The organism is Kosakonia sp. BYX6 (genome assembly GCF_038449125.1).
Lineage (GTDB): Bacteria > Pseudomonadota > Gammaproteobacteria > Enterobacterales > Enterobacteriaceae > Kosakonia > Kosakonia calanthes.
Window position 1 is genome coordinate 4,745,745 of the sequence record NZ_CP151800.1, and the last position, 21,177, is coordinate 4,766,921.

Here is a 21,177-nt window from a genome sequence, read left to right on the forward strand (position 1 = left end):
TTCTGCGAACCTGTTGGCTGATTCAGCACGACAGCGGAGCATCGGGATGGAGTGGGATCTGGTTACCCAACGCAATATTCAACTCTTTATACGCCTGGCGGGATTGGCTCATCATCCTCTGGCGGCGGATATGCAATGGCGACAGGCGCATTACCAAACGCACCTCGGTTACCGCCATGGTCGGGTCTCTCTGTGCCAGCTCTTTCCCCATTCTCCTTTCGACAAAGTGCGGCTGCTTACGTTGCTAAGCGACTGGCGACCATCGGCTTTTTACGGCATTCCTCAGCGGGTATTTCAGGTGCGCAAAGGGTTGGCGATCAGTTGTTCACCGCCGCCTGATTCCTCGGCGGAACTCTGGCTGCAGCTGCACCGGCGACAAATCGCCTTAATGGGGTCGCGATGAAGATCCGTCTGATAAATGGCGCGAAGCTACAGCAGTGGCTCAACGCGTGCGCCCATCGCCAGGATATTGTGCTGGCGGTTGTGCTGCTGATTGCCATTGTGATGATGATTCTGCCCCTACCGACATGGGTGGTGGATATGCTGATCACCGTCAACCTGATGTTTTCCGTGATCCTGCTATTAGTGGCGACCTACCTTAACGATCCGCTGGATTTGTCGGTCTTCCCGTCGTTGCTGCTTATTACCGCGCTGTACCGGTTGTCGCTGACGATAAGCACGTCCCGGCTGGTGCTGCTGCAACATAACGCCGGGCAAATTGTGGATGCGTTTGGCCGTTTTGTGGTTGGCGGAAACCTGACGGTCGGCGTGGTGGTGTTCGCCATCATCACCATTGTGCAATTCATTGTGATTACAAAGGGTACCGAGAGAGTGGCGGAAGTCTCTGCCCGCTTCTCACTGGACGGCATGCCCGGTAAGCAAATGAGTATCGATGGGGATTTGCGAGCAGGGGTTATTGATGCGGATCAGGCTCGCCATTTGCGCCAGCATGTCCAGCGGGAAAGTCGCTTTCTCGGCGCGATGGACGGTGCGATGAAGTTTGTCAAAGGCGACACCATCGCGGGCATTATTGTGGTGCTGGTGAACATTATCGGCGGCATTATTATTGCGGTTGCCCAGTACGGGATGCCGCTCGATGAAGCCGTGCGGACCTACAGCGTGCTGTCGATTGGCGACGGTTTATGCGGCCAAATCCCCTCTTTGTTAATTTCCCTGAGCGCCGGGATCATCGTGACCCGCGTTCCCGGCGAGAAGCGCCAGAACCTGGCGTCCGAACTCAGCTCCCAAATCGCCAGGCAGCCGCAGGCGTTGATCTTAACCGCGCTGGTGCTGATCCTGCTTGCCTGCATTCCCGGTTTTCCGTTTATGACGCTGGCCCTATTCGCCGCACTGCTGGCGTTACCATTGATAGTGCTGCGCCGCAAAAAGGGCGGCATCACAATAGGTAGCGCAGGAAAAGTGCCGGAAAAAGAGAGCATGATGCCCGGCGCCTGCCCGTTGATGTTACGCCTTACCCCCGCATTGCATTGCGCTGATTTGGTTCGTGATATCGACGCCATGCGCTGGCGGCTGTTTGAGGACTACGGTGTTCCGTTACCGGAAGTGAATATTGAAGTGCTGGCGGCTGAGCCAACGGAGTGGTTGAGCGTTCTGCTGTACCAGGAACCGGTTTTCTCTCTGTCGCTTCCTTCTGAAGCGCACTCCATGTTGCTGGGCGCGGCCCCGCAAGTGGAAGGGGACTGCCAGACACTGCCTGACGGGATGGGGAAAATCAGTTGGTTTTCACAGGCGATGGGCGAAAAAGCGCGGGGTCTTGGCTTTGCGATCGTTTCGGGGACTCAGCGCGTCACCGCCCTACTGGAATGCGTGTTACTGCGCCATATGGCGGAGTTTATCGGCGTTCAGGAGACGCGTTATCTCATGGATGCCATGGAAAAACGCTACTCCGAACTGGTCAAAGAGCTGCAACGCCAGCTTCCGATTAGCAAGGTCACCGAAACCTTGCAACGGCTGGTCTCGGAGCAGGTTTCCATTCGCGATTTACGCCTTATCTTCGGCACACTTATCGACTGGGCGCCACGTGAAAAAGACGCGCTGATGCTCACGGAGTACGTCCGCATCGCGCTGCGACGCCATATTCTGCATCGCGTTAACCCGCAAGGAGACGCGCTGCCGGTGTTACGCATCGGCGAAGGTATCGAGAACCTGATCCGCGAATCTATCCGCCAGACGGCGATGGGCACCTATGCCGAGTTGTCCCCCCAGCACAAATCTCAAATCCTCAAACTTGTCGAACAGGCCGTGGAAAAATCAGCCCGCTTACTGATCGTCACGTCCGTGGATGCACGGCGTTTTCTGCGAAAAATGACCGAAACGGCGCTGTTTGATGTGCCGGTTTTATCCTGGCAGGAGCTTGGCGAAGCCAGCCTTGTTCAGGTGATTGACAGTATCGACCTCAGCGAAGAGGCGTTAGCCGAAGATGATGAGTGAATGGATGCGAAACCGGAAACCCGCGCCGGACGGCTATCAGCGACGTGGCCGCATTCAGCGCATCAGTTCAACACTGCTGAAAGTGTGGCTGCCCGGCGTATTTATGGGAGAACTCTGCCGTATCCAGCCCGGCGGTGAACTCGCCGAGGTGGTCGGTATAAACGGCGGGGAAGCTCTGCTATCGCCTTTCGCCAGTACCACCGGCTTGCAGTGTGGTCAGCCCGTTGTCCCCTTAAGGCGTCGCCACCAGGTGCCTGTTGGCGAGGGTTTATTGGGACGCGTGATTGATGGTTTCGGCCAGCCGTTAGATGGCGGTCAGCCGCCGGAAGTGAGCTGGCGAGACTATGATGCGCCGCCGCCATCGGTGATGTCCCGTCGCCCTATCGATCAGCCTTTAATGACAGGGATTCGCGCCATCGACAGCGCACTGACCTGCGGAGCAGGACAGCGAATCGGCATTTTTTCCGCCCCCGGAGTGGGTAAAAGCACGCTGTTGTCGATGCTCTGCAACGCCCCGGATGCGGATATCAATGTGCTGGTCTTGATTGGTGAGCGTGGGCGTGAAGCGCGTGAATTTATCGATCTCTCGTTAGCGCCCGAGGCGCGTCGGCGCAGCGTCATTGTGGTCGCGACCTCCGATCGCCCCGCCCTGGAGCGTGTTAGGGCGTTGTCCGTTGCCACCACCCTCGCAGAAGCCTTTCGCGACAGCGAAAAGCATGTGCTGCTGCTGGTCGATTCCCTGACGCGCTACGCCAGAGCGGCACGAGAAATTGGCCTGGCCGCCGGAGAACCCGCCGTTGCGGGGGGCTACCCGCCCAGCGTCTTTAGCGCATTACCCAAACTTCTGGAACGCGCTGGCAAGGCGGAAAAAGGCAGCATTACGGCGTTCTACAGCGTGCTGGTCGAGGCCGATGATATGAACGAACCGCTGGCGGATGAAGTTCGCTCCCTACTTGATGGCCATATCGTGTTATCCCGACAGCTTGCGGAAAAGGGGCATTTCCCGGCGATTGATGTCCAGGCGAGCCTCAGCCGAATCATGCCCGCCGTGACCAGCGAGGAACATCGCCAGCTTGCCAGCGCGCTGCGGCAAAATCTGGCGACGTACCAGGAGGTTGAATTGTTGGTGCGTATTGGCGAGTACCAACGTGGGCAGGATGCGGCGGCCGATCGGGCTATCGACTTGCATCCGACTATCTGCGCGTTTTTGCAACAAAATCAGGAGGAGTTATGCCATGTCGAAATGCTACTGCAAACGCTGAGAGCGCTCGTAGCGAACTGATTTTCAGGAAACTCCTGAAGGTGAATAAGCTGCGAGAAGCGCAATTGCGTAGACAACAAGCGGGCGTTGAACAGCAGTTGCGCGCTCTGTTGACCGAGTTGCAAGGCTGCCGCTTACACCTTGCAGAAGTGACGGTCAGGTTGAAAGTGCTCCTGAACTGGCAGGGAACGTTGCACAGCCAACAACTGTTGGAAAAAAAACGAAAAATGGCCGAACTGTTCACCCAAGGACATAAGCTGCTGGCGCTGCAATGCCAGCTGCGAGACAACCAGCAACAGCTTGAAAACCAGTGCAGTGAAGTACAAAAAAACCTGAACCGGCTGCTGAAAAAGAAAGAAAAAATAACCCGAGTACTGGCGGATGAGTGCCATCAAAGTTGAGGGCAGCATCGGCCAGTTACCCGATGCTCACCTTGAGGCGCGAGAGCCGGAAACCGAGGGCGCGCGTTTTGCGCAGCTAATGCTACGCGCCCTGCCGCCAGCGGCAAACAGACGAGTAGTTACAGCGAACCTGGCGCGCTACCGCGTGGTGGGCGGGCCGCTCGACGGCGTGGAATGTGAAGTGAGCGAAACGGCGCAGGCGGTTCGGCTTCGCCTTTACGTTCATTGCCATCGGCTTTACCGGACGCTGAAAACCTCAACGGGATGGCTGGAACATCACCTGCAATGCCCTGGATACGCAGTCACACTGGAGATCCATTATGTTAAGCGTGGCGTATGAAGAACACCCTTGGGTGGATAGCTTTCCGGCACATGGCGTTGTGATCGATGAGCTGACGCTTGCGATGCGGGAATGCCCGGCGCAGGAAGGGGTGCTGTTTTCGCTCAGTTGCAAAGAGACGCCGTGCGCGATTTGGCTGCCTGTTCCTCTCTGGCAGCAGTGGTGCGAAGTCGTTATCGGCACGAGTGATATATCTGCCATCGATCCGTTGCTGCTGCACGGTATCGCCGAATGGGCACTCTCACCGTTATTGCGTGCCGGTGACGCGACGCTTCGCCAGGACGAACATCCGTTACGTTGCAGTAATGCGCCTCAGCACATCGCGCTTAACGCCAGTTGGCGTGTTGATCAGCATGATTTTCACGCCCTGCTGTTTGGCTGGCCGCCGTCCTTTTTCGCGACGTTAGCCGAGAAAGTGCAACTTGCAGCGCGACAAACCCATCCCTGCCTGCCGGTGATCTTTCCTCTTTACATTGGCTGGACGCAACTTACCCTGGCGGAAATAGCCGCGATGAATACCGACATGGGCGTGCGGATGCGCTGTTTTGGCAATGCCAGAGCGGGCATTTTCGCGATGGGATTACCCGGCGGTTTCAACGCCCGGGTGTGGCTAACAGCGGAGAAGACAATGAAATTTGATGAGCTGGTGGACGATATCGAAACCCTGCTTGCGACAGAAGCCGGCATCGCAAAAGAAGAGGCTGCGCAACCTGTCGAACTTGACCGGATCCCACAAAAAGTCGTTTTTGAGGTGGGACAAGCCAGTGTGGAACTGGGGCGGTTACGCCAGCTGCAAACGGGGGATATTTTGCCCGCCAGCGGCCACTTTACGCCGGAAGTCACCCTGCGGCTCATCGATGGGCGAGCGATAGGGCGCGGAGAACTGGTCGCCTGTGGCAGCGAGTTTCTGGTGCGCATTACGCGCTGGTACTTGACGCAGGATACGGTGAATACCTGATAGTGCCACGCGTTGCGAACGGCGTATGTTGGCCTCCTATCGTGGAGGAGGAAATACCATGTCTTTACCCGATTCGCCTGTGCAGCTCATCACTGTGTTGTTTCTGCTTTCCGTTCTCCCGCTGGTGATTGTAATGGGAACGTCCTTTCTTAAAATCGCCGTGGTTTTTTCTGTCCTGCGTAGCGCGCTGGGTATTCAGCAAGTTCCACCCAATATGGCGCTGTATGGGCTGGCGCTGGTTCTTTCCGTGTTCATCATGGGGCCGACGGCATTAGCGGTAAACGCGCGCTGGCACCCGGTGCCGCTCGCTGGCGCACCTGCCTGGAGAGCCTCCTGGGACAGCGAAGCGTTAACGCCTTATCGCCGCTTTTTGAAAGATAACGCCGAAGAGAAAGAGACCCGCTATTTTCACAGCCTGGTGAACAGAACGTGGCCGGCAGAGATTAAACGTAAGATTAAACCTGATTCGCTTTTGATATTGCTGCCCGCGTTTACCGTCAGCCAGCTGACGCAGGCTTTTCGTATTGGCTTGCTTATCTACCTGCCCTTTATCGCCATTGACCTGCTGGTTTCAAACGTCCTGCTGGCAATGGGCATGATGATGGTGTCGCCAATGACAATCTCGTTGCCATTCAAATTACTGATATTTCTGCTGGCGGGTGGCTGGCATTTAATTTTGTCTCAACTGGTACAGAGCTTCTCATGAACGATGCTGAACTCTCACACCTCACGACGCAGCTTTTGTGGATTGTCCTCATCACTTCGCTGCCGGTTGTGCTGGTCGCTTCCGTTGTCGGCGTGGCCGTCAGCCTGTGTCAGGCGCTGACCCAAATACAGGATCAGACCTTGCAGTTTATGTTAAAGCTGCTGGCGGTGGCGTTAGCGCTGATGACCAGCTATCCCTGGTTGGGCGGTATTTTGTTGAGTTATACCCGCCAGGTGATGCTGCAAATCGGCTCGCCTCTTTGAACTATGGAACAGCTAAATGGTTGGTTGATCACGCTGGCGTTGGCCCTGGCTCGCCCGGTGGGCATGTCACTGATGTTGCCGGTGTTAAGAGCCAGCAGCCTGGGTGCTGCGCTCCTGCGTAATGGCATCCTGATTTCGCTCATCCTTCCCGTTTTGCCTCTGCTGCATCCTTATGTCGCCAGTAACGGGCGATGGATGACGTTAATACCTGGGGAAGTGGCGTTTGGCTTCTTGCTGGGCTTTGGCGTCGCGATACCGTTCTGGGCGGTGGATATGGCGGGCTTCCTGCTAGACACCATGCGCGGCGCCACCATGGGCACTGTGTTTAATCCGGGGCTTGGCGTGCAGACTTCCATTTTTGGGCTGCTCTTTAGCCACTTTTTGTGCGCGCTCTTTTTTATCAGCGGCGGCATTAATCTCACATTGAACATTCTGTATGACTCTTACCGCTATCTGCCGCCGGGAAAGGCGCTGCTTTTTGATCACGCCTTCCTCACTTTCGTGCTGGCGCAGTGGCAAATGCTCTACCGCTTATGCCTGAGTTTTTCGCTCCCGGCCGTATTGTGCATGGTGATGTCTGACCTCGCGTTGGGGCTACTAAATCGCCTCGCGCAGCAACTGAATGTGTTTTCTCTCGCCATGCCGGTAAAGAGTACGCTGGTGCTGATCATGCTGATATTCACGCTCCCTTATGCTTTTCATTACTCGCTTGCCGAGAGTGACAAACTTTATCTGCATCTGAAGGTTTGGCTGGCGCATCATGAGTGAAAAAACAGAAAAACCGACCGAGAAAAAACTGCGCGATGGCCGTAAAGCAGGAAAAGTGGTGAAGAGTGTCGAAATCACCTCGGCGGTGCAGTTAGCCTTCCTTTTCCTCTATTTCCACTTCTTTATTGATTCGCTTATTCAGCGCGCATCGGCGTTGATATTGCTGGTGGTTAACGCAATCAATAAACCGTTTGTTTATGCTTTAGCGCAAATCAGCGCGGCATCGATCGCCTTTTTATCCAGAGCATTGCTGTTGCTGGCGGGTGGGCTGGCCATCACAGCCGTATTAGGGGTGATGCTGCAGATCGGGTTTGTTTTTGCCAGTAAGGCGATTGGCTTTAAAAGCGAAAGGTTGAATATCGCGAAGAATTTTAAGCGTCTCTTTTCGCTCAATAGCGCAATCGAGCTCCTCAAATCCAGCCTGAAAGTCATTTTCTTGTGTCTGATTTTTATGACCATCTTTTACACCTCCGCCAGGACCTTTCTTGCCTTGCCTTATTGCGGCGTGTCCTGTGCGCTGCCGGTCTTTTACCGTTTGATGAGAGAGATGTGGATAGGACTGATGGTTTTTTACGTTGTGCTTGGCGCGCTAGATTATGCATTTCAGCGCTATAAGTTATTGAAAGAACAGCGGATGAGTAAAGAGGATATTAAGCAGGAACATAAAGACACCGAAGGCGATCCGCAAACCAAAAGCCGGCGTCGTGCATTACAGAACGAGATACAAAGTGGCAGCCTGGCGCAATCTGTTAAGCAGTCAGTGGCCGTGGTGCGCAATCCAACACATTTTGCCGTTTGCATTGGCTATCATCCGACCGATATGCCCGTCCCCAGAGTGCTGGAAAAAGGGCGCGGTGACAGCGCATCTCATATCATTAAACTCGCTGAGTATAATCTCATTCCTGTCGTGGAAAATATCAGCTTAGCCAGAGCGCTTTTTTTCGAAGTGGAGCGTGGTGATAAAATTCCCGAATCACTGTTCGAGCCGGTAGCGGCATTGCTGCGTATCGTATTGCAAATAGAGTATGAGCATTGAGAAAAAAGCAGGTAAGGAAAACATAATCCTTACCTGCTCATGCGCTTATACGTCAGTTTTTAGCGCTGTGGCAACAAACAACTTAATAAGAAATGTTGAAAAAGAGGGCGGATTATATCCGGCCACTCTTCTGGTACGAGGCGCCTGACCAGGCAGTTCGAGACCGGCGATATGGGGAAGATACAAGGACAGACTATCGGCATTCTCCAGTACGATATTTACCATCAATGCGGGGTTATCTTTAATCAGTTGATTCGCCGCAGGCCCATCAAGTGGATCGATATTAAGGTGTCTATACAGGCGTGCCATAAATTTATCCGCAATCTCATTTCCTTCAATGCCTTCCGTCTCAATAAGGTTTTTAATCTTCTTGAAAATATATTGGGAGTCTTTCTGTTCTGTTGATTCATCAAAAATATAAGCGGCATCTATACTGGACACGGACAGGTGAGAATGTTCATGAATCATCGTATTAATTTGCAATTGTACTGCCTGATCGCGATATTGTTCTGGAACACTTTTTATATTGATGAATTGGTCGTTCACGATGTAAATAGTGTTACTTCTGTCGCCCTGAATAACATAAGCAACTTCAAGGTCTTGACCGAAATCAACATGACTTTTGTATATTTCAGGGTTTTTCGGATCTTTAGTCAATTTGCTGGAAACGATGACAATATTATCGTAGTTCTTCGCCAAACTTTCTTTAACGAGACCACGTATGCGCAATGCAACAGCTTGTAGCCTGGATCGAACCTGATCAATGACTGCTGCGTCAGTATTATCGACGGCATAAGATAAATACTGTTCAACAACGGTATCATATTCAGGATCCGTTAACTTCATAAATGCCTGGTCAAGTGTTGATATTGTCTCTGTAATCGCGCTGAAAACCTGTTTGCGAGTCTCCAGTATATAAGGGGGGATTTGCTTACCGGCATCACTGCTTGTATCCAGACCACGGTATACATCGTAAGACCATTTCGAATATTTCCCTTCAAAGAGTTCTTTTTCGAAAATATCAAGTGTTCCTCGCGACAAGTAATTAATATTTGTCGGGAGCGGAACGAATTGCGTAATGCTGCCCGGTGGAATGGTTTTCCCGGAAAAATGCTGCTGGCTGGTTGAAGGTGCCAAGTCTGATGGTGTCTTATCTTCACCCGGCTCTATCCATTTTGTGGGAAGGTGGACCTCCGCAGAAGAACGCCCCATAAAGAGGTGAAGTTGCATTTTTTTATCCGGGAAGACATTAGAAACCCCCTGTAACAGGCGCTCTGACGATGTTGAGTCAGCAGTAATTTGAATAACATTTTTATTGAATTTTCTGGCCAGATAATAATAGCTTTGCGAAAGGCTATTAAAGGACCAGATGGTATAGTCATCGATTGATTCACCAGATAGCCTTATTTCTCTCTTAGGTAAACGACCTTCAAGCAAATGATCAATACTGTTTCTGTAAAGGTTTAAATTACTTCCTTTTCCAGCATAAAAAGCCACTTTGATATTTGGTGGGACGGTATAGAACGAATCTAATAACTGGCCATAACCCTGTAGATACAAATCTGGTGAGGAATTTGGAAAATGATAGATGTTGAAATCAGGAAATTCAATTCGTGTAACTTGTCCGAACATAGGGATAATTCGGGTAGCTCCCGTGGGAACTAATTGCTTCATGCTTTTATCATATTTGTATATTCCAGAGACATCCGAACCTGGCGTTCTGAACTCATAAAGGTCAAGATTGCTGTGATACTCTACAATTTCATAAAAATTTGTTCTTGAAAGAATAGGGGAAATATCACCTGTATCTGGATCATAGTAATAAACCTGACGCAAATCATTTTCAGATCCGAGTGTTATAACTCGACCACTTTTCCCGATGAAATTTAGCTCATAATATTCATGATCATATGAAAGCAAAAGTTTATCGTCTGACGTGACATATAATTTGTTCTTTCCTTCAACGGCATAAAATTCCCCACTCCATGTTGGTGTGAATTTAGAGAGAACGCCCACTTCTAACCAAGCCGAAGCCGTGGAGTCGGTACTGCTGGCAACTGTTGGCTCAGTGACTATCATCCCTCTTCGCATACCATATTGTTTTAACCACGAATGAAGTCTTGTACTGTCAAGACTATTTGCTTCGCCCCAATAATAGATATCCTGCGTTATCAATGATATGAAGTCATCGGAATTAGCAATACACTGAAATTTAAATGCTGAGTCATTTTCAAGCATATAACTAAATTTTTTGCCATTTTTTGTGATATCGGAAAAGAGATCTGGATGGGCATTATATGTGGGAGATTTTGTTTGATATCTTAAAATCAGCTTGTCTAAGTTAGAGGCATAGTCAGAAGGTAAAGTTCCTGACTCCATTGTGTCTTGAAAATGTTTAAGTGCATCTTTTATATTGATATATATCCCGTTATTCATTGGGAGGTCAATAATATGCATAGTAGTACCAGTCGATTTTATTAATTCGTGAAGGATGGCACCTTTCAGGTCCTGAATAGTGGCGTGTTGTGCATTTTCACCAATATCAATCATATCGATGTTAATGAACATATATTCATTATTATTAGGATGTATGAAAGCAATGCGATCGGTTGTTCTCTCGTATTGGACGTGTTCATTCTTAGATTTACTCATTACAGAAATGAGTTTCACCTTGCGTTTACGTAATCCTTTCAGGACGCTATCAATACGTGAATTTAATGAAGCTTCAACATCCGAAATAAATACAGGGGAATGATTATCCAGTATTTCTTTCAGGTAATCTTCAACTAACGGATTATTAAAGTCATCAGGTCTGAGGGAATCCAGAACCGATGGGAGCAGGTGCTGCTCTAAATAGTTAATAGTATCGTCCACTAACATCAATGCTTCGCTTAAATAAGGGTCTCTTACTTTAGGTGGTGGAGTAAGATCATGGACGCTAAAAATATAATCAGCATTTGAGAGAACCTCCCTGGAATAAAGTGCTTTCTCTGCTGCGTCCTGCAAATTGGCATCCGATATCGGTTCGACTGGTTCATTAATAATACCGATATCGTCGGGCATCTCAACGTATAGTTTGCCACTCAGGCGTGTGTCGGTGGTTACTGATTTTAAAGTATAGATACCTTCCACTCCGATATAAGGTGTGTTCCTAATATGTTCTAATGCTTCATCTATATTGCCAGTCAACCTATTAGCAATAAAGGTTGGCATATCGATAAGCTTCATTGGGTTCTCGTCGTGAACACTCACAATAGTTGTGATAGTGGCTTTGCTATTATAAAAATCACTTCCGCCAAGCAATTTTACACACGGGTATCCTGTTGGGTTGCTAATATTATCTTCATCTATTATTTCTGCGTTAAAATATTTATTGTGATATCTAAAATAATATCCTTTGGTGCTTTTGCTCTGATATAAATAAGGAATAGTAAACTTTCTCACTATTTCCAGATCATCAGGAGCGGGTACGTCACCAGAAGATTTTCTTAGCAGGCGGTGCAGTTTTTTTTCAGGCGTAACATCAGAGCGCAGACAGAATGAACCGAGACCTGGGGCTCGCGCTGGACGGCATTGTACATACTCAATCGGTGCCTCTTCTGTTGCCTCTCTGCGCAGGTACCAGACTCTATTCGATGACCAAAGCTTTATATCATTTTGCTTATTCAATTCTGGTTTATATTGTATATGCAACTCATTATTTACAAATTTAGTTGCCACGAATTGCGTGTTATCAATTAATAAACCAGTTTGAAGATGGCTATTATCTTCATATATCCCTTTACCCAAAGGATGGGGGACGGAATTTATCGAAGTTAAGGCGTTTTTGTAAAGATGGCGTAACGCTGCGGATTCAAGGAAAAAAGATCCATCCTGAACCGGTGTGTTTTCTAAAGTGAAAACAATATCATCAGCACTTTGTAATGAAAAATAACCATTGCTAAATTTTATCTCTGCAGTTTCATAATCTTTGATCTTATAAATATTATTATCAGTTGATTCAACTTTATAGTATTTATGGTTTCTTTTTATATAAGTTTGTCCAAACTCATCGCGACTAATTCCGTTATTTTTATCCATTGCGCCGATATTATCTTCGGCAATGTTGGTGTGCAAAATTTTTCCAGATTCAAGAAGGAGGGCAAGATTATTGTCCATGTTCGCAGAGCTGGCTTCAAATTCCCAACCGTATTGGCTTTGAATAAGTATTCTTTGGTCCTCTTCGGGTACGGACTCTGTATAGGTATACGCTATAACTTTATCATCAAAATGTCTTAGATAGGCTGGAATAAAATCAATGCCAACAAATACACCTTTAATATCTGACCCTCCTGGTGTTGTTATTGTGAAAACATCATTCTCGCCCAGCTCTATCGTTGAATCAGCACTCAACTCGAGCAGTGATTTTCTGTATTTCTGCTGATTTATCCTGGAGTAGGTATCATCCAATGTTCGACCGGTAATTTCCCACTTCTCATTCCATTGGTTAAATCGGACAAAATGATAACGACCTTTAGCATCGCTGATCATGAGGTTTTGCTCATCTTCTGTGATTAGCAACGGGTATGTTACTCCATCAACTTCAATCTCTTCTTTACCATTTTTAAAGGACTTAAAGCGTTTATAGAAAACCTCTTCCGGCGTTTCAGTGGATCCTTCAATAGGTTTTTCAGCAGGTACTTCACCGGGTCTTCCGGGAGCTCGCCCTTTAATAATCAGAGGTGGGAAAGCCTTGAGCCTCTGGGAACCCTTGAGAGTGGATGCTTTAATCATGCCCAATGTCATTGCCTGCAATATTGCGTTTAGATATAGATTCAGCCTTTCTTTCGCCGAGACATCCCGACCTTCAAGGTCATCGGCCAATTGTTGCAGAAACGGCCCCGCCACGGTCTGAAGAAAAAAAACAGGCCAGAACACGGGTATGAGCGTCATCAGTGTTGTAAATACTGTATCAAAGACATCTGCCGTTTCCGTGTGCCAGTGAACCTCTTCCGGAGACGGACAATCTTTTTGCAAAACGTCCAGATGATATATCTGCTGATGCGCCAGGGTGTTTTCTATAAAAGGCTTTTGTAGAGCCTTTCCTATGTCTCTTAATTCCTGCGAGAAAGTTAATTTTTTATCACCAAGGCATTCGAGCCCTTTGATCACTATCGTTGCGACTTCGCCATACTCAGGGATAAAGGTTTTCGTCTCAGAGTTATGCTGCTCTGTCTCTTGATTGGGTAGAAAGACTTTATCGTGAGCACCAGGAATATAGACCTCCCCGCGGCGCCTTTCCTTCTCCAGATCCGGTTCCGACTCTGGCAGCTCTTCGCGGAAAAGTTTCACTCCTTTCTTATGCGCAGTATGATTTCCTGCCGAATCGGCGGAAATCATGGCATTTGAGGATTGTCGGGCAGTCGTTGTTTCGACAGAAGGTGTTGTTGCCAACACAACCGCCGATGCCTGACCCCGTAATTCACCGTATTTATTTCTCCAGGCATCCGCTATGGCGGTGTTTTTTTTCTCGGAAGCCAACAGATAACAAGCATCAAGGGAAATAAGGGTGACCAAGGAGGCTGAATAACGAATAAGCCATGCTCGAAATGTAGGATCATTTTTAATCAGATACGCCAGAACTTCAGGTACGACTAATGCGTTGACATTTGCACTGTATGCAGGAATGCTTTTCAGGTACGTTTTACTTATTTCCTGTATGTTTTTCAATTGCTCTGTGGTTAATTTATTCTGTCTTAGCGATGCCGACATCTCTTCTAACGCATCTTTGACCGGAATATAGGTGCCATTAACTTTTCTGATATCAAGGTAATTACGATTTAATCCTTCTGCATGAGCAATGGACCGAATAAGTTCTGTGACCAGTCTGATTTGCGCACCGTTTTCAGTCTCTGCCTTATCCATATTTATATAAATCTTCATATCGTAGGGTGATATATAAACCATTGCACCTGACGACTTTTCATCTTGCGTGAGGTTTATGCTTTTTCCGTGAATTAAGTAGACATAATTTTTATTCAATCCTTTATCTACCTTCTGAAGATATTCCCGCCAGACATTTGCAAAATCTGCAAGATACTCATGTTGGTGAATGTCCAGCGCCTCATTTAAATAGTTATGAATAATTGACCAGGATGGATGCGTGTAGTGGAGCGTATTATCAAGTGATTTGAATATATCCTCTCTTATGAAATTTATAATGTCGTTTACTGTCTTCTGAAGTTTCTGCTCACTGTCGTTAAGGGTGGTTTTATCGACGGTTAGCTTAAAGAATTCCAGTTGTTTTCGACTAATTCGTGAAGGGTAGAGCCGGGTAATTGCCGACTGCCTTTGATGTGCAGTATCCGGTGGCCTCTTTTGTTTCACCGTGACTTTTGAGGGCAATGTTGCCGCTATCCTGTCGGTGGTCACCTTCGCTTCATTGATTGCCTCTTCTACAGCAGCCATCCCGTTCAGCGAACGCCACGGCCTGTTTTCAATCAGTAAACTGGCCTCTTTCTGACTGATATTGAGCATTTCTGATAGCGCCGTTTCCTGCGTTTTAACCTCCACCAGACTGCCTTTATTTTCCAGAACGATGGTGGCAATGGGCGTCGCTTTGCTGAAGAGATCCCCGCAGCTAAAGATCCGCAAGCAATGTAGCCCGGTAGGATTCGCCGGATCGGTCGCATCAACAAGCGTTGCAGGGAAAAATCGACTTTTATATAAAAAATAGGTTGTGAGGTTTTTTTTGTCTTCCCAATAAACAGGGAGAGTAAATTTATTTACTTTGCTTAAACTTTTGGTGATCGTACGAGAATCAATAGTTGAATTACTATCGATGGCTTTTTGTAGCATTCGATTAAGGTTTTCCTCTGTCTTCACGGAGATATAATCAGGTGTAGTGTCTTCTGGCTTCATTGTGTAATAGGAATAAACCGTTTTGTATTTATAATGCGGTTTTCTCTCTTCACTTCTTACGCGGATCCATGTATTCCCATCTAGCCGTAATATCAAGGGAATAGCCTGATTTCCGTCACTCCTTTCTAAATGAAGATAGTTGTCAGAAAACTTTTTCACCATAAAGTGGGCGCCATTAACAATGAAACCTATAACCTCGCTTGTTCGTGAATCCTTATAAAGTCCGTTAGCAACCTTGAATCCTGACGAAAATTCTCTACGGATTGCGTTTTGTGTAATGTAAGTTAGAGCCTCTGCTTCAATACAAAATTCCCCGAGCGGAGTCTTCTCTATTGTATTTTGTAAACTACGCAGTACCTCGGTATTATTTTTTAACTTGAAGATACCCTTGTCATATTCAATGATTGTATTTACATCATTCCATAACGAGTAAGTATTGGTGGAAATCCCTACAGCCGAATAATAAAGATAGTTATTTTTCACAAAAAAATCTGAGTCACGATTCATACTGACACCGTCAGTTTCAGTTGCGCCTATATTTTCTTTTGCGGGGTCACTGATATATACCTTCTGCTCATTCAGCATGATTTTTACATAATCATCCATTGGCGAAGAGGCACGTTCAAACTCCCAGCCATAATCATTTTTTACTATTACCCTGGCCTGTGATTTTTTATCTGTGTAAATAACATCATCCTTAACACTTCCCCAGGCGGGAATAAAATCCCCGGCGATAAATACACCCGTAATATTTTTTCCGGCGGCAGTTTTGAGAGTGGCCATATTGCGGACATTATCAACAGTGATATGGCTCAATGGCGGTATGGACATACGATATTGTTTTCTATTTTCCCTGTTTGCCGTTGAGTAACCGGTGTTAAAAATCTCATCAACATATTCCCAGGACTCGGCATTCTGGTTAAAGCGAATGAAACGAAGTTTCCCAGCATCATCAATGATGTAAGGCGTCTCATCATTTGACGCCCATAACTGGAATTTTTGACCGCTAACCGCGACATAAATATAACCTTTGGTCGCCGTGAAACGCTCTGTGAGCGATGTTTCCCCGTTTCCTTGATACAGTGCGCGGCACTCTTCCATCGTTAATGTCGGAAGTAACGTCGTTATCGCCAGCGACAAGGACTGCTGCCGCCGTTGTTTCTTCTCGTCGCCAGACAACCCATAGCCTTTCATGCTGCCATCAAGCATACCGGACAGCGGGTCGACGACACTTTTTTGCACCGCCTGTGAACGCATGCCTTGTTTCAGCATGTCACGTACAACGGAGTGCGGTTTTTGTGGCGGTTTAGCCACGGTAAGAGGGGCCGCGAAGGGAAGTTTGGGATCAAACTCAAATTCCTGAATGGCGGGAACAGGCTCATTTACATGCGGGACGCGTTTGGTGCTTTTCGATAAGAATTTATACAAACCCCAGCTCAGCCCAGCGGCTGCACCGGCAACGGAAACCGCGCCTGCAATTACGCCCACACCGGGCGTCCATCGGTTTCTGTTTACCGCCATAGGGAGTTGCGCGCCCGCGGCCACCACGACAGGTGCCATCAGCGGCGCCATTTCAATGTAAGTCTGTTTTCTGCCGGTAGACGTGGCGGCAGGTATCTCAATGGGGGGATCGTCTTGCGCTTCGCCCTGAATCGGACGAACAACACGCAGAAAACCTTCGTTCTGCGTCCGCTGGAGTTCGTCCGCCGCCAGTTGCGTGGAACATTGCGTGGTCAGCGCTGATTGGGCAACATTTTTACAAGTCCATAAATCTCGCTTAAAGCGCTGCTTATAGGCCGGGTCACTGGCACATTCATACAGGGAGCCGTCCTCAATTTGCATTTTGCAGTCCGCTGTTGCATGCAGTGACATTCGTCCTAACTGGCTCCAGTAAAGGCTGGCGCGTTGAAATATTCTTTCCAGATAAATGGGGATTTGCAGAAACGACCGTTGCGGCATCGGATTGTTATTGCGCCAATAATGCCGACCGGCGATGGCTAATAGCGCCAGGGCGGTGAAGAAATGATCATAAGAGGGATGATTGTTGCTTTCGGTCATCTGCCCTTCATCAATGTATTCTGCGACGCTGTTTCGGATAAATTGCGCCGTGCTGGCCAGGATGTTTCCTTTAGCAAGCCAGGAAGAGGCCAGCGTGAGGGAATTCAGAATGGCTAAATCGAGGTTTTTTCGCTCTGTAATGACCGAATAAAGGTTTTGCGCCGTCAGGACGATTTCCAGCGGTAACATCGGAAAGATTTTCGACAACCCAGACAAAAAGAGCTCGTTCTCTTTGACTTCACCAAAATTAGAAAACAGTTGTTTAAGGCACCGTTTGCAGTCTTCGGTGAGCGAGACGGCTTTTTCCGGCGTCTCTTGTACGTCGTACCAAATCTCTTTCTCTGGCTCGACAGGCGCATCATCAATGCCTTCGTACCAATTGCGCCAGCGTTGCCACAGCCCATCGGCATCTTTTTCGATAATATCCGCCAGCCCAAAGCGAAAATTTTTCACTTCATCATTCGTGAGGGTATCGCTGTTGCATTGTTTGGCTGCCGACAGCATGGCTTTATAGAACGCATCGTCTCCGTCAACGGCGATAAATGTATCGTTAACGCGGGCAAAATATTGATCATCAGCGATGCGAACCTCTGCGATTTGCTGGCCGCCTTTCGCTTGTGGCTGCGTATCGACGGGCCACAATGTGCCTTTCGCCGGGTCTGATGCCACGAAGGTTTCGCCATTCGCCTTCGTTAACACCAGTGTTTTGCCGCGAATAATGTCAGGGTGCGTTGCCGCAGCCAGGCAAATAAAGATAAAACCTGGCGATTCATCAGAAGAACGCATTCTTTCGGCATACTCCGCGACCTGAAAACCCTCCTGGGTTCTGGGTTTCGGTTTTTCTATTTCCAGAGAAGGTGCATCGTCTTCGCGATAATTCGCGGTTAGGCAGCCTTGTATGTTTTTATTTTCAACGGGCATAGTAATATTCCTTATAGTGATATGGGTGTATGGATGGGTGTTTGAGGGATAAAGCAGAACCTTTATCCTGTTATGGCATTGCCAATATGCCAATAGTGATGCGCAGAATAGAACTGTCGCATGCTGTGTTAATAGCAACAGTTTATTCTGTCTTTTTGGGATTGATATCAGGTGAAATACGTATTTGGTTCTCTTCTTTTAAGTGGGTTGAATATATTTAATCCACTAACCCTATACACCGGGCACTGTGAAGCAGTTCCGTCACTTTATGGACGTTGAGCTTCCTCATCATGTTGAGGCGATGTGTTTCCACCGTTTTTACGCTAATGCATAATTTCTCGCTAATCAGTCGATTCGTATTACTCTCATTTATGAGTTTGAGAATTTGTCGCTCACGCGTGGTCAGTAATTGCTGATCTTGTTTTTCAGCGTGTAACGTTATTTGAATTGCCTCATGATTTAATGCCGGGTCGATAAATTGTTTTTTTACCGCCATCGTTTGTAACGCCGCCATGAGTACCTGCTGGCTGCTCTTTTTTAAAACATACCCTCTGGCGCCCGCAGCAAGTGCTCTAATCGCCATAGACTCTTCCTGATAGGCCGTATAAATAAGAATGCTCATTGCTGGCCAGCGATAATGTAATTGCGGAATCATATCGAGGCCGTTTATTTCAGGTAAACCTAGATCAAGAATGAGAATATCCGGCTGATTAAGAATACAAGTGTTATAGATTTCCAGCCCATTATTGATATGCGCCACCACATGAAATCGCGGCCAGGACGATAAGACATTAATAATGCCGGTAACAATGAGTGCGTGATCCTCCACGATGACGATTTTATATTCGTTCATATTCCTTTCCTCCGAAAAACAGCGTGGCGCTAATTATTGCGATATGGTGTCAACAGCACGTGCAAGCTATGCCTTAAATCGGCTAACTCTGCGGCCGTAATACTCAGCCCATGACGCGTGCTGTTTTCCATATCAACGACAGCGCATAAGAGCTCGCTAAAGCCCGCCTGCCCGAGGCTTCCCTTTAACGTGTGCAGTAAGCCCTCGATTTTTCTACCTTCGGATAACGCCTGTTCCAGTTCCGTCAACAGGTCATTCAACACCTGCTTAGTGCGGATGCCTGTGAACGGATTCTCTGGCGACAACAGCGCGCTGCTTAACGTCGGGTCCTGCGCCTGCAAATCGATGTTGCGCAGAAGCTGATATTCCGCCGCAATGCTAATGCTGTTCGCCAGATTGGCGAGCGTAACGGGTTTTATGAGGTAGTGATTGATACCGGCATTTTTGCAACGTATGACCTCATCAGAAGCGGCATTTGCCGAAAGCGCCACCATCATGCAGTCCGGATCCTGGTTAAATGGGCACTGTCGCCAGCGATGTACGCAGGCAATACCATCGATTCCCGGCATTCGCATATCTATCAGAACCAAATCAAAGCGGTGTTGCCGCGCAGCACTTAGCGCTTCACCACCGCTGGCGGCGAAGGTGACCTCTTGTCCCAGGCTGATGAGCATCTGACCGATGACCTCCCGGTTAATGACGGCATCATCGACCAGCAAAATATGTAAGCGCCAGGGCTGCACCGCAACATTGCCAGCTGTTTCAGCGGCTGCGCCGAATAATTTCTGCTTCGCCAAACAATAGAGTTTGCCAGGCTGAAAACGCAGTTCGTCAGCAGAGAGTTCATCCTGTTGCTGGCTCATTTCGCACGCGATTCCCCAAGCGGTGAGCTGGCGATGAAGCGCAAGCGGCGCGGGCAGGCTGCCGCCGAGCGGTTGAGGAGGACGATACTGTTTCAGCGGCAGAAACAAGGAGACACAGGTGCCTAGCCCTGGTGTGCTGCGTAATTCGAGTTTTCCACCCAGCATGTTGGCCAGATTCGAGGCAATCGTTAACCCAATGCCCGTGCCCTGCGCATCGGCTTGCGCCTGGTAAAACGCCGTGAAAATCTCTTTTTGCTGATCGAATGCGATGCCTTTTCCACTGTCGCTTACCGCGAATATCAGCTGATTTTTACAGCGTTTAACTGTCAATCTTATTCCGCCTTTCTCGGTAAATTTCAACGAATTGCCCAGTAGATTCACCAGTATTTGCCGCAGGCGGACAGCATCGGTTTCAAGTCGCAATGGAACGTGTGGGCCAACGTAGGTACGTAATGCCAGTTTTTTGTTCTGCGCCGGCCCCTGAATGGTTTGCATCGCCTGGTCCAGCAACGGTAATAACGCGGTCTCTTCGTTATGCAGGGAAAAATGACCGGATTCGATTTGCGAAAAATCCAGCAGATCATTGATAAGGGTGAGCAGAGAACGGGTACATTGCCTGGCGGTGTTGGCGAGCTCTTGCTGTTGAGCGTTTAGTGGCGTGGTTTGTAATAATTCAATCGCGCCCAGCACGCCGCTGAGCGGCGTGCGTAATTCATGGCTGATGGTCGTGAGATGCGCGGTCTTACGTTTGCTGTCCAGCTCGGCCTGCTCTTTGGATTCGTTCAGACGTTGCGTGCGCCTGGCGATGGTACTTTCCATGTTTTCATACTGAACGTGAAGTCTATACAGCAGCCAATAAACGCTGATTGCCATTAGCACTAATGCCAATAGCGCAAAGGGAAGTTGTCGGGCGAATAGGCTTATTATGTGGGGCAATACGCCTCTGGAGGGATATAAGATCATCGGTAGAGCTGAATGCTTCGTTAAATATCCGACAATGCGTTGGCGTTCCTTCATCGATAAAATATAAGTGGCGGAAAAAACAGATAAAAGCCAAACGGTTATTATGCTTAATGAAATAAGCAGAGTGAGCTTAATGACCAAAGCATGATGTAATAGCATCCGATGTTTTACCGTTTTCATCGTGCCTTCCTTGAATGACGTTGTTTATACGGCTAGCGAAGATGTCGTTTAATTGCTGTTTAATTTTGGCTCGCGTTATTACGCGAATGAATAACAGAAGCGACTATTTAGCAGCGTTGTTTAATTAAATTGAGAGTGGTTTTTAGGTTATAGCCAGGTTTTTACGCGCACGCTGCGCTTTAATGTAAATAAATATAACAAGTCACCGTGGTAATTGCTGATCAGGTTTTTAACCGATGTCACTCTCTTTGCCTT

The 21,177-nt window shown here is 48.2% G+C and carries 12 protein-coding genes and 1 pseudogene; 10 read left to right on the forward strand and 3 right to left on the reverse strand.

Going from position 1 to position 21,177, the window contains the following annotated elements; all coding sequences use genetic code 11:
• Positions 1 to 46 precede the first annotated feature (46 nt).
• From AAEY27_RS22190 to AAEY27_RS22235, 10 genes are read left to right on the forward strand one after another with little or no spacing between them, the layout of a single operon-like run.
• Positions 47 to 403 (forward strand): type III secretion system protein SsaM, encoded by a 357-nt coding sequence (locus AAEY27_RS22190; RefSeq protein ID WP_342322900.1) that lies wholly within the window; start codon positions 47 to 49, stop codon positions 401 to 403.
• The gene (locus AAEY27_RS22195) at positions 400 to 2,451 is read left to right on the forward strand and encodes an EscV/YscV/HrcV family type III secretion system export apparatus protein (protein WP_342322901.1); all 2,052 of its coding nucleotides are present in this window, start codon (positions 400 to 402) and stop codon (positions 2,449 to 2,451) included. The genes AAEY27_RS22190 and AAEY27_RS22195 overlap by 4 nt, the downstream gene beginning before the upstream one ends.
• The gene (locus AAEY27_RS22200) at positions 2,441 to 3,733 is read left to right on the forward strand and encodes an EscN/YscN/HrcN family type III secretion system ATPase (protein WP_342322902.1); all 1,293 of its coding nucleotides are present in this window, start codon (positions 2,441 to 2,443) and stop codon (positions 3,731 to 3,733) included. The genes AAEY27_RS22195 and AAEY27_RS22200 overlap by 11 nt, the downstream gene beginning before the upstream one ends.
• Positions 3,734 to 3,753: 20 nt before the next feature.
• The gene (locus AAEY27_RS22205; RefSeq protein ID WP_342322903.1) at positions 3,754 to 4,113 is read left to right on the forward strand and encodes a type III secretion system protein SsaO; all 360 of its coding nucleotides are present in this window, start codon (positions 3,754 to 3,756) and stop codon (positions 4,111 to 4,113) included.
• Entirely contained in the window at positions 4,094 to 4,453 is a 360-nt protein-coding gene (locus AAEY27_RS22210; protein ID WP_342322904.1) for a type III secretion system protein SsaP, read from the forward strand. The genes AAEY27_RS22205 and AAEY27_RS22210 overlap by 20 nt, the downstream gene beginning before the upstream one ends.
• Positions 4,434 to 5,411, forward strand: coding sequence for a YscQ/HrcQ family type III secretion apparatus protein (locus AAEY27_RS22215; protein WP_342322905.1), 978 nt, complete (start codon positions 4,434 to 4,436; stop codon positions 5,409 to 5,411). Before AAEY27_RS22210 ends, AAEY27_RS22215 begins: the two co-directional genes overlap by 20 nt.
• Before the next feature lie 58 nt (positions 5,412 to 5,469).
• Positions 5,470 to 6,117 carry a type III secretion system export apparatus subunit SctR gene (sctR, locus tag AAEY27_RS22220; RefSeq protein WP_342322906.1) on the forward strand — a complete coding sequence of 216 codons (648 nt, stop codon included), beginning with the start codon at positions 5,470 to 5,472 and terminating at the stop codon, positions 6,115 to 6,117.
• Positions 6,114 to 6,380, forward strand: a complete 267-nt coding sequence (locus tag AAEY27_RS22225) for an EscS/YscS/HrcS family type III secretion system export apparatus protein (protein ID WP_342322907.1) — start codon at positions 6,114 to 6,116, stop codon at positions 6,378 to 6,380. Before sctR ends, AAEY27_RS22225 begins: the two co-directional genes overlap by 4 nt.
• A 3-nt stretch (positions 6,381 to 6,383) precedes the next feature.
• A complete protein-coding gene (locus AAEY27_RS22230) occupies positions 6,384 to 7,148 on the forward strand; it encodes an EscT/YscT/HrcT family type III secretion system export apparatus protein (protein WP_342322908.1) in 765 nt (254 codons plus the stop codon).
• Positions 7,141 to 8,184 (forward strand): EscU/YscU/HrcU family type III secretion system export apparatus switch protein, encoded by a 1,044-nt coding sequence (locus AAEY27_RS22235; protein ID WP_342322909.1) that lies wholly within the window; start codon positions 7,141 to 7,143, stop codon positions 8,182 to 8,184. The genes AAEY27_RS22230 and AAEY27_RS22235 overlap by 8 nt, the downstream gene beginning before the upstream one ends.
• Positions 8,185 to 8,229: 45 nt before the next feature.
• Here AAEY27_RS22235 and AAEY27_RS22240 read toward each other — a convergent pair whose 3' ends face one another.
• The 3 genes and pseudogenes from AAEY27_RS22240 to AAEY27_RS22250 all read right to left on the reverse strand — a co-directional run.
• The gene (locus AAEY27_RS22240; protein WP_342322910.1) at positions 8,230 to 18,063 is read right to left on the reverse strand and encodes a hypothetical protein; all 9,834 of its coding nucleotides are present in this window, start codon (positions 18,061 to 18,063) and stop codon (positions 8,230 to 8,232) included.
• Positions 18,064 to 18,280: 217 nt separating this feature from the next.
• Positions 18,281 to 18,916: a two component system response regulator gene (locus tag AAEY27_RS22245; protein WP_342322911.1), complete on the reverse strand. Its 636-nt coding sequence runs from the start codon at positions 18,914 to 18,916 to the stop codon at positions 18,281 to 18,283.
• 29 nt (positions 18,917 to 18,945) lie between these two features.
• A pseudogene (locus AAEY27_RS22250) lies at positions 18,946 to 20,736 on the reverse strand (ATP-binding protein); the annotation flags it as partial.
• Positions 20,737 to 21,177 lie beyond the last annotated feature (441 nt).

Coding starts and splice junctions, on each gene's coding strand:
- AAEY27_RS22190 (WP_342322900.1), top strand. CDS start 47: ATGGAGTGGGATCTGGTTACCCAACGCAATATTCAACTCTTTATACGC.
- AAEY27_RS22195 (WP_342322901.1), top strand. CDS start 400: ATGAAGATCCGTCTGATAAATGGCGCGAAGCTACAGCAGTGGCTCAAC.
- AAEY27_RS22200 (WP_342322902.1), top strand. CDS start 2,441: ATGATGAGTGAATGGATGCGAAACCGGAAACCCGCGCCGGACGGCTAT.
- AAEY27_RS22210 (WP_342322904.1), top strand. CDS start 4,094: ATGAGTGCCATCAAAGTTGAGGGCAGCATCGGCCAGTTACCCGATGCT.
- AAEY27_RS22215 (WP_342322905.1), top strand. CDS start 4,434: ATGTTAAGCGTGGCGTATGAAGAACACCCTTGGGTGGATAGCTTTCCG.
- sctR (WP_342322906.1), top strand. CDS start 5,470: ATGTCTTTACCCGATTCGCCTGTGCAGCTCATCACTGTGTTGTTTCTG.
- AAEY27_RS22225 (WP_342322907.1), top strand. CDS start 6,114: ATGAACGATGCTGAACTCTCACACCTCACGACGCAGCTTTTGTGGATT.
- AAEY27_RS22230 (WP_342322908.1), top strand. CDS start 6,384: ATGGAACAGCTAAATGGTTGGTTGATCACGCTGGCGTTGGCCCTGGCT.
- AAEY27_RS22235 (WP_342322909.1), top strand. CDS start 7,141: ATGAGTGAAAAAACAGAAAAACCGACCGAGAAAAAACTGCGCGATGGC.
- AAEY27_RS22240 (WP_342322910.1), bottom strand. CDS start 18,063: ATGCCCGTTGAAAATAAAAACATACAAGGCTGCCTAACCGCGAATTAT.
- AAEY27_RS22245 (WP_342322911.1), bottom strand. CDS start 18,916: ATGAACGAATATAAAATCGTCATCGTGGAGGATCACGCACTCATTGTT.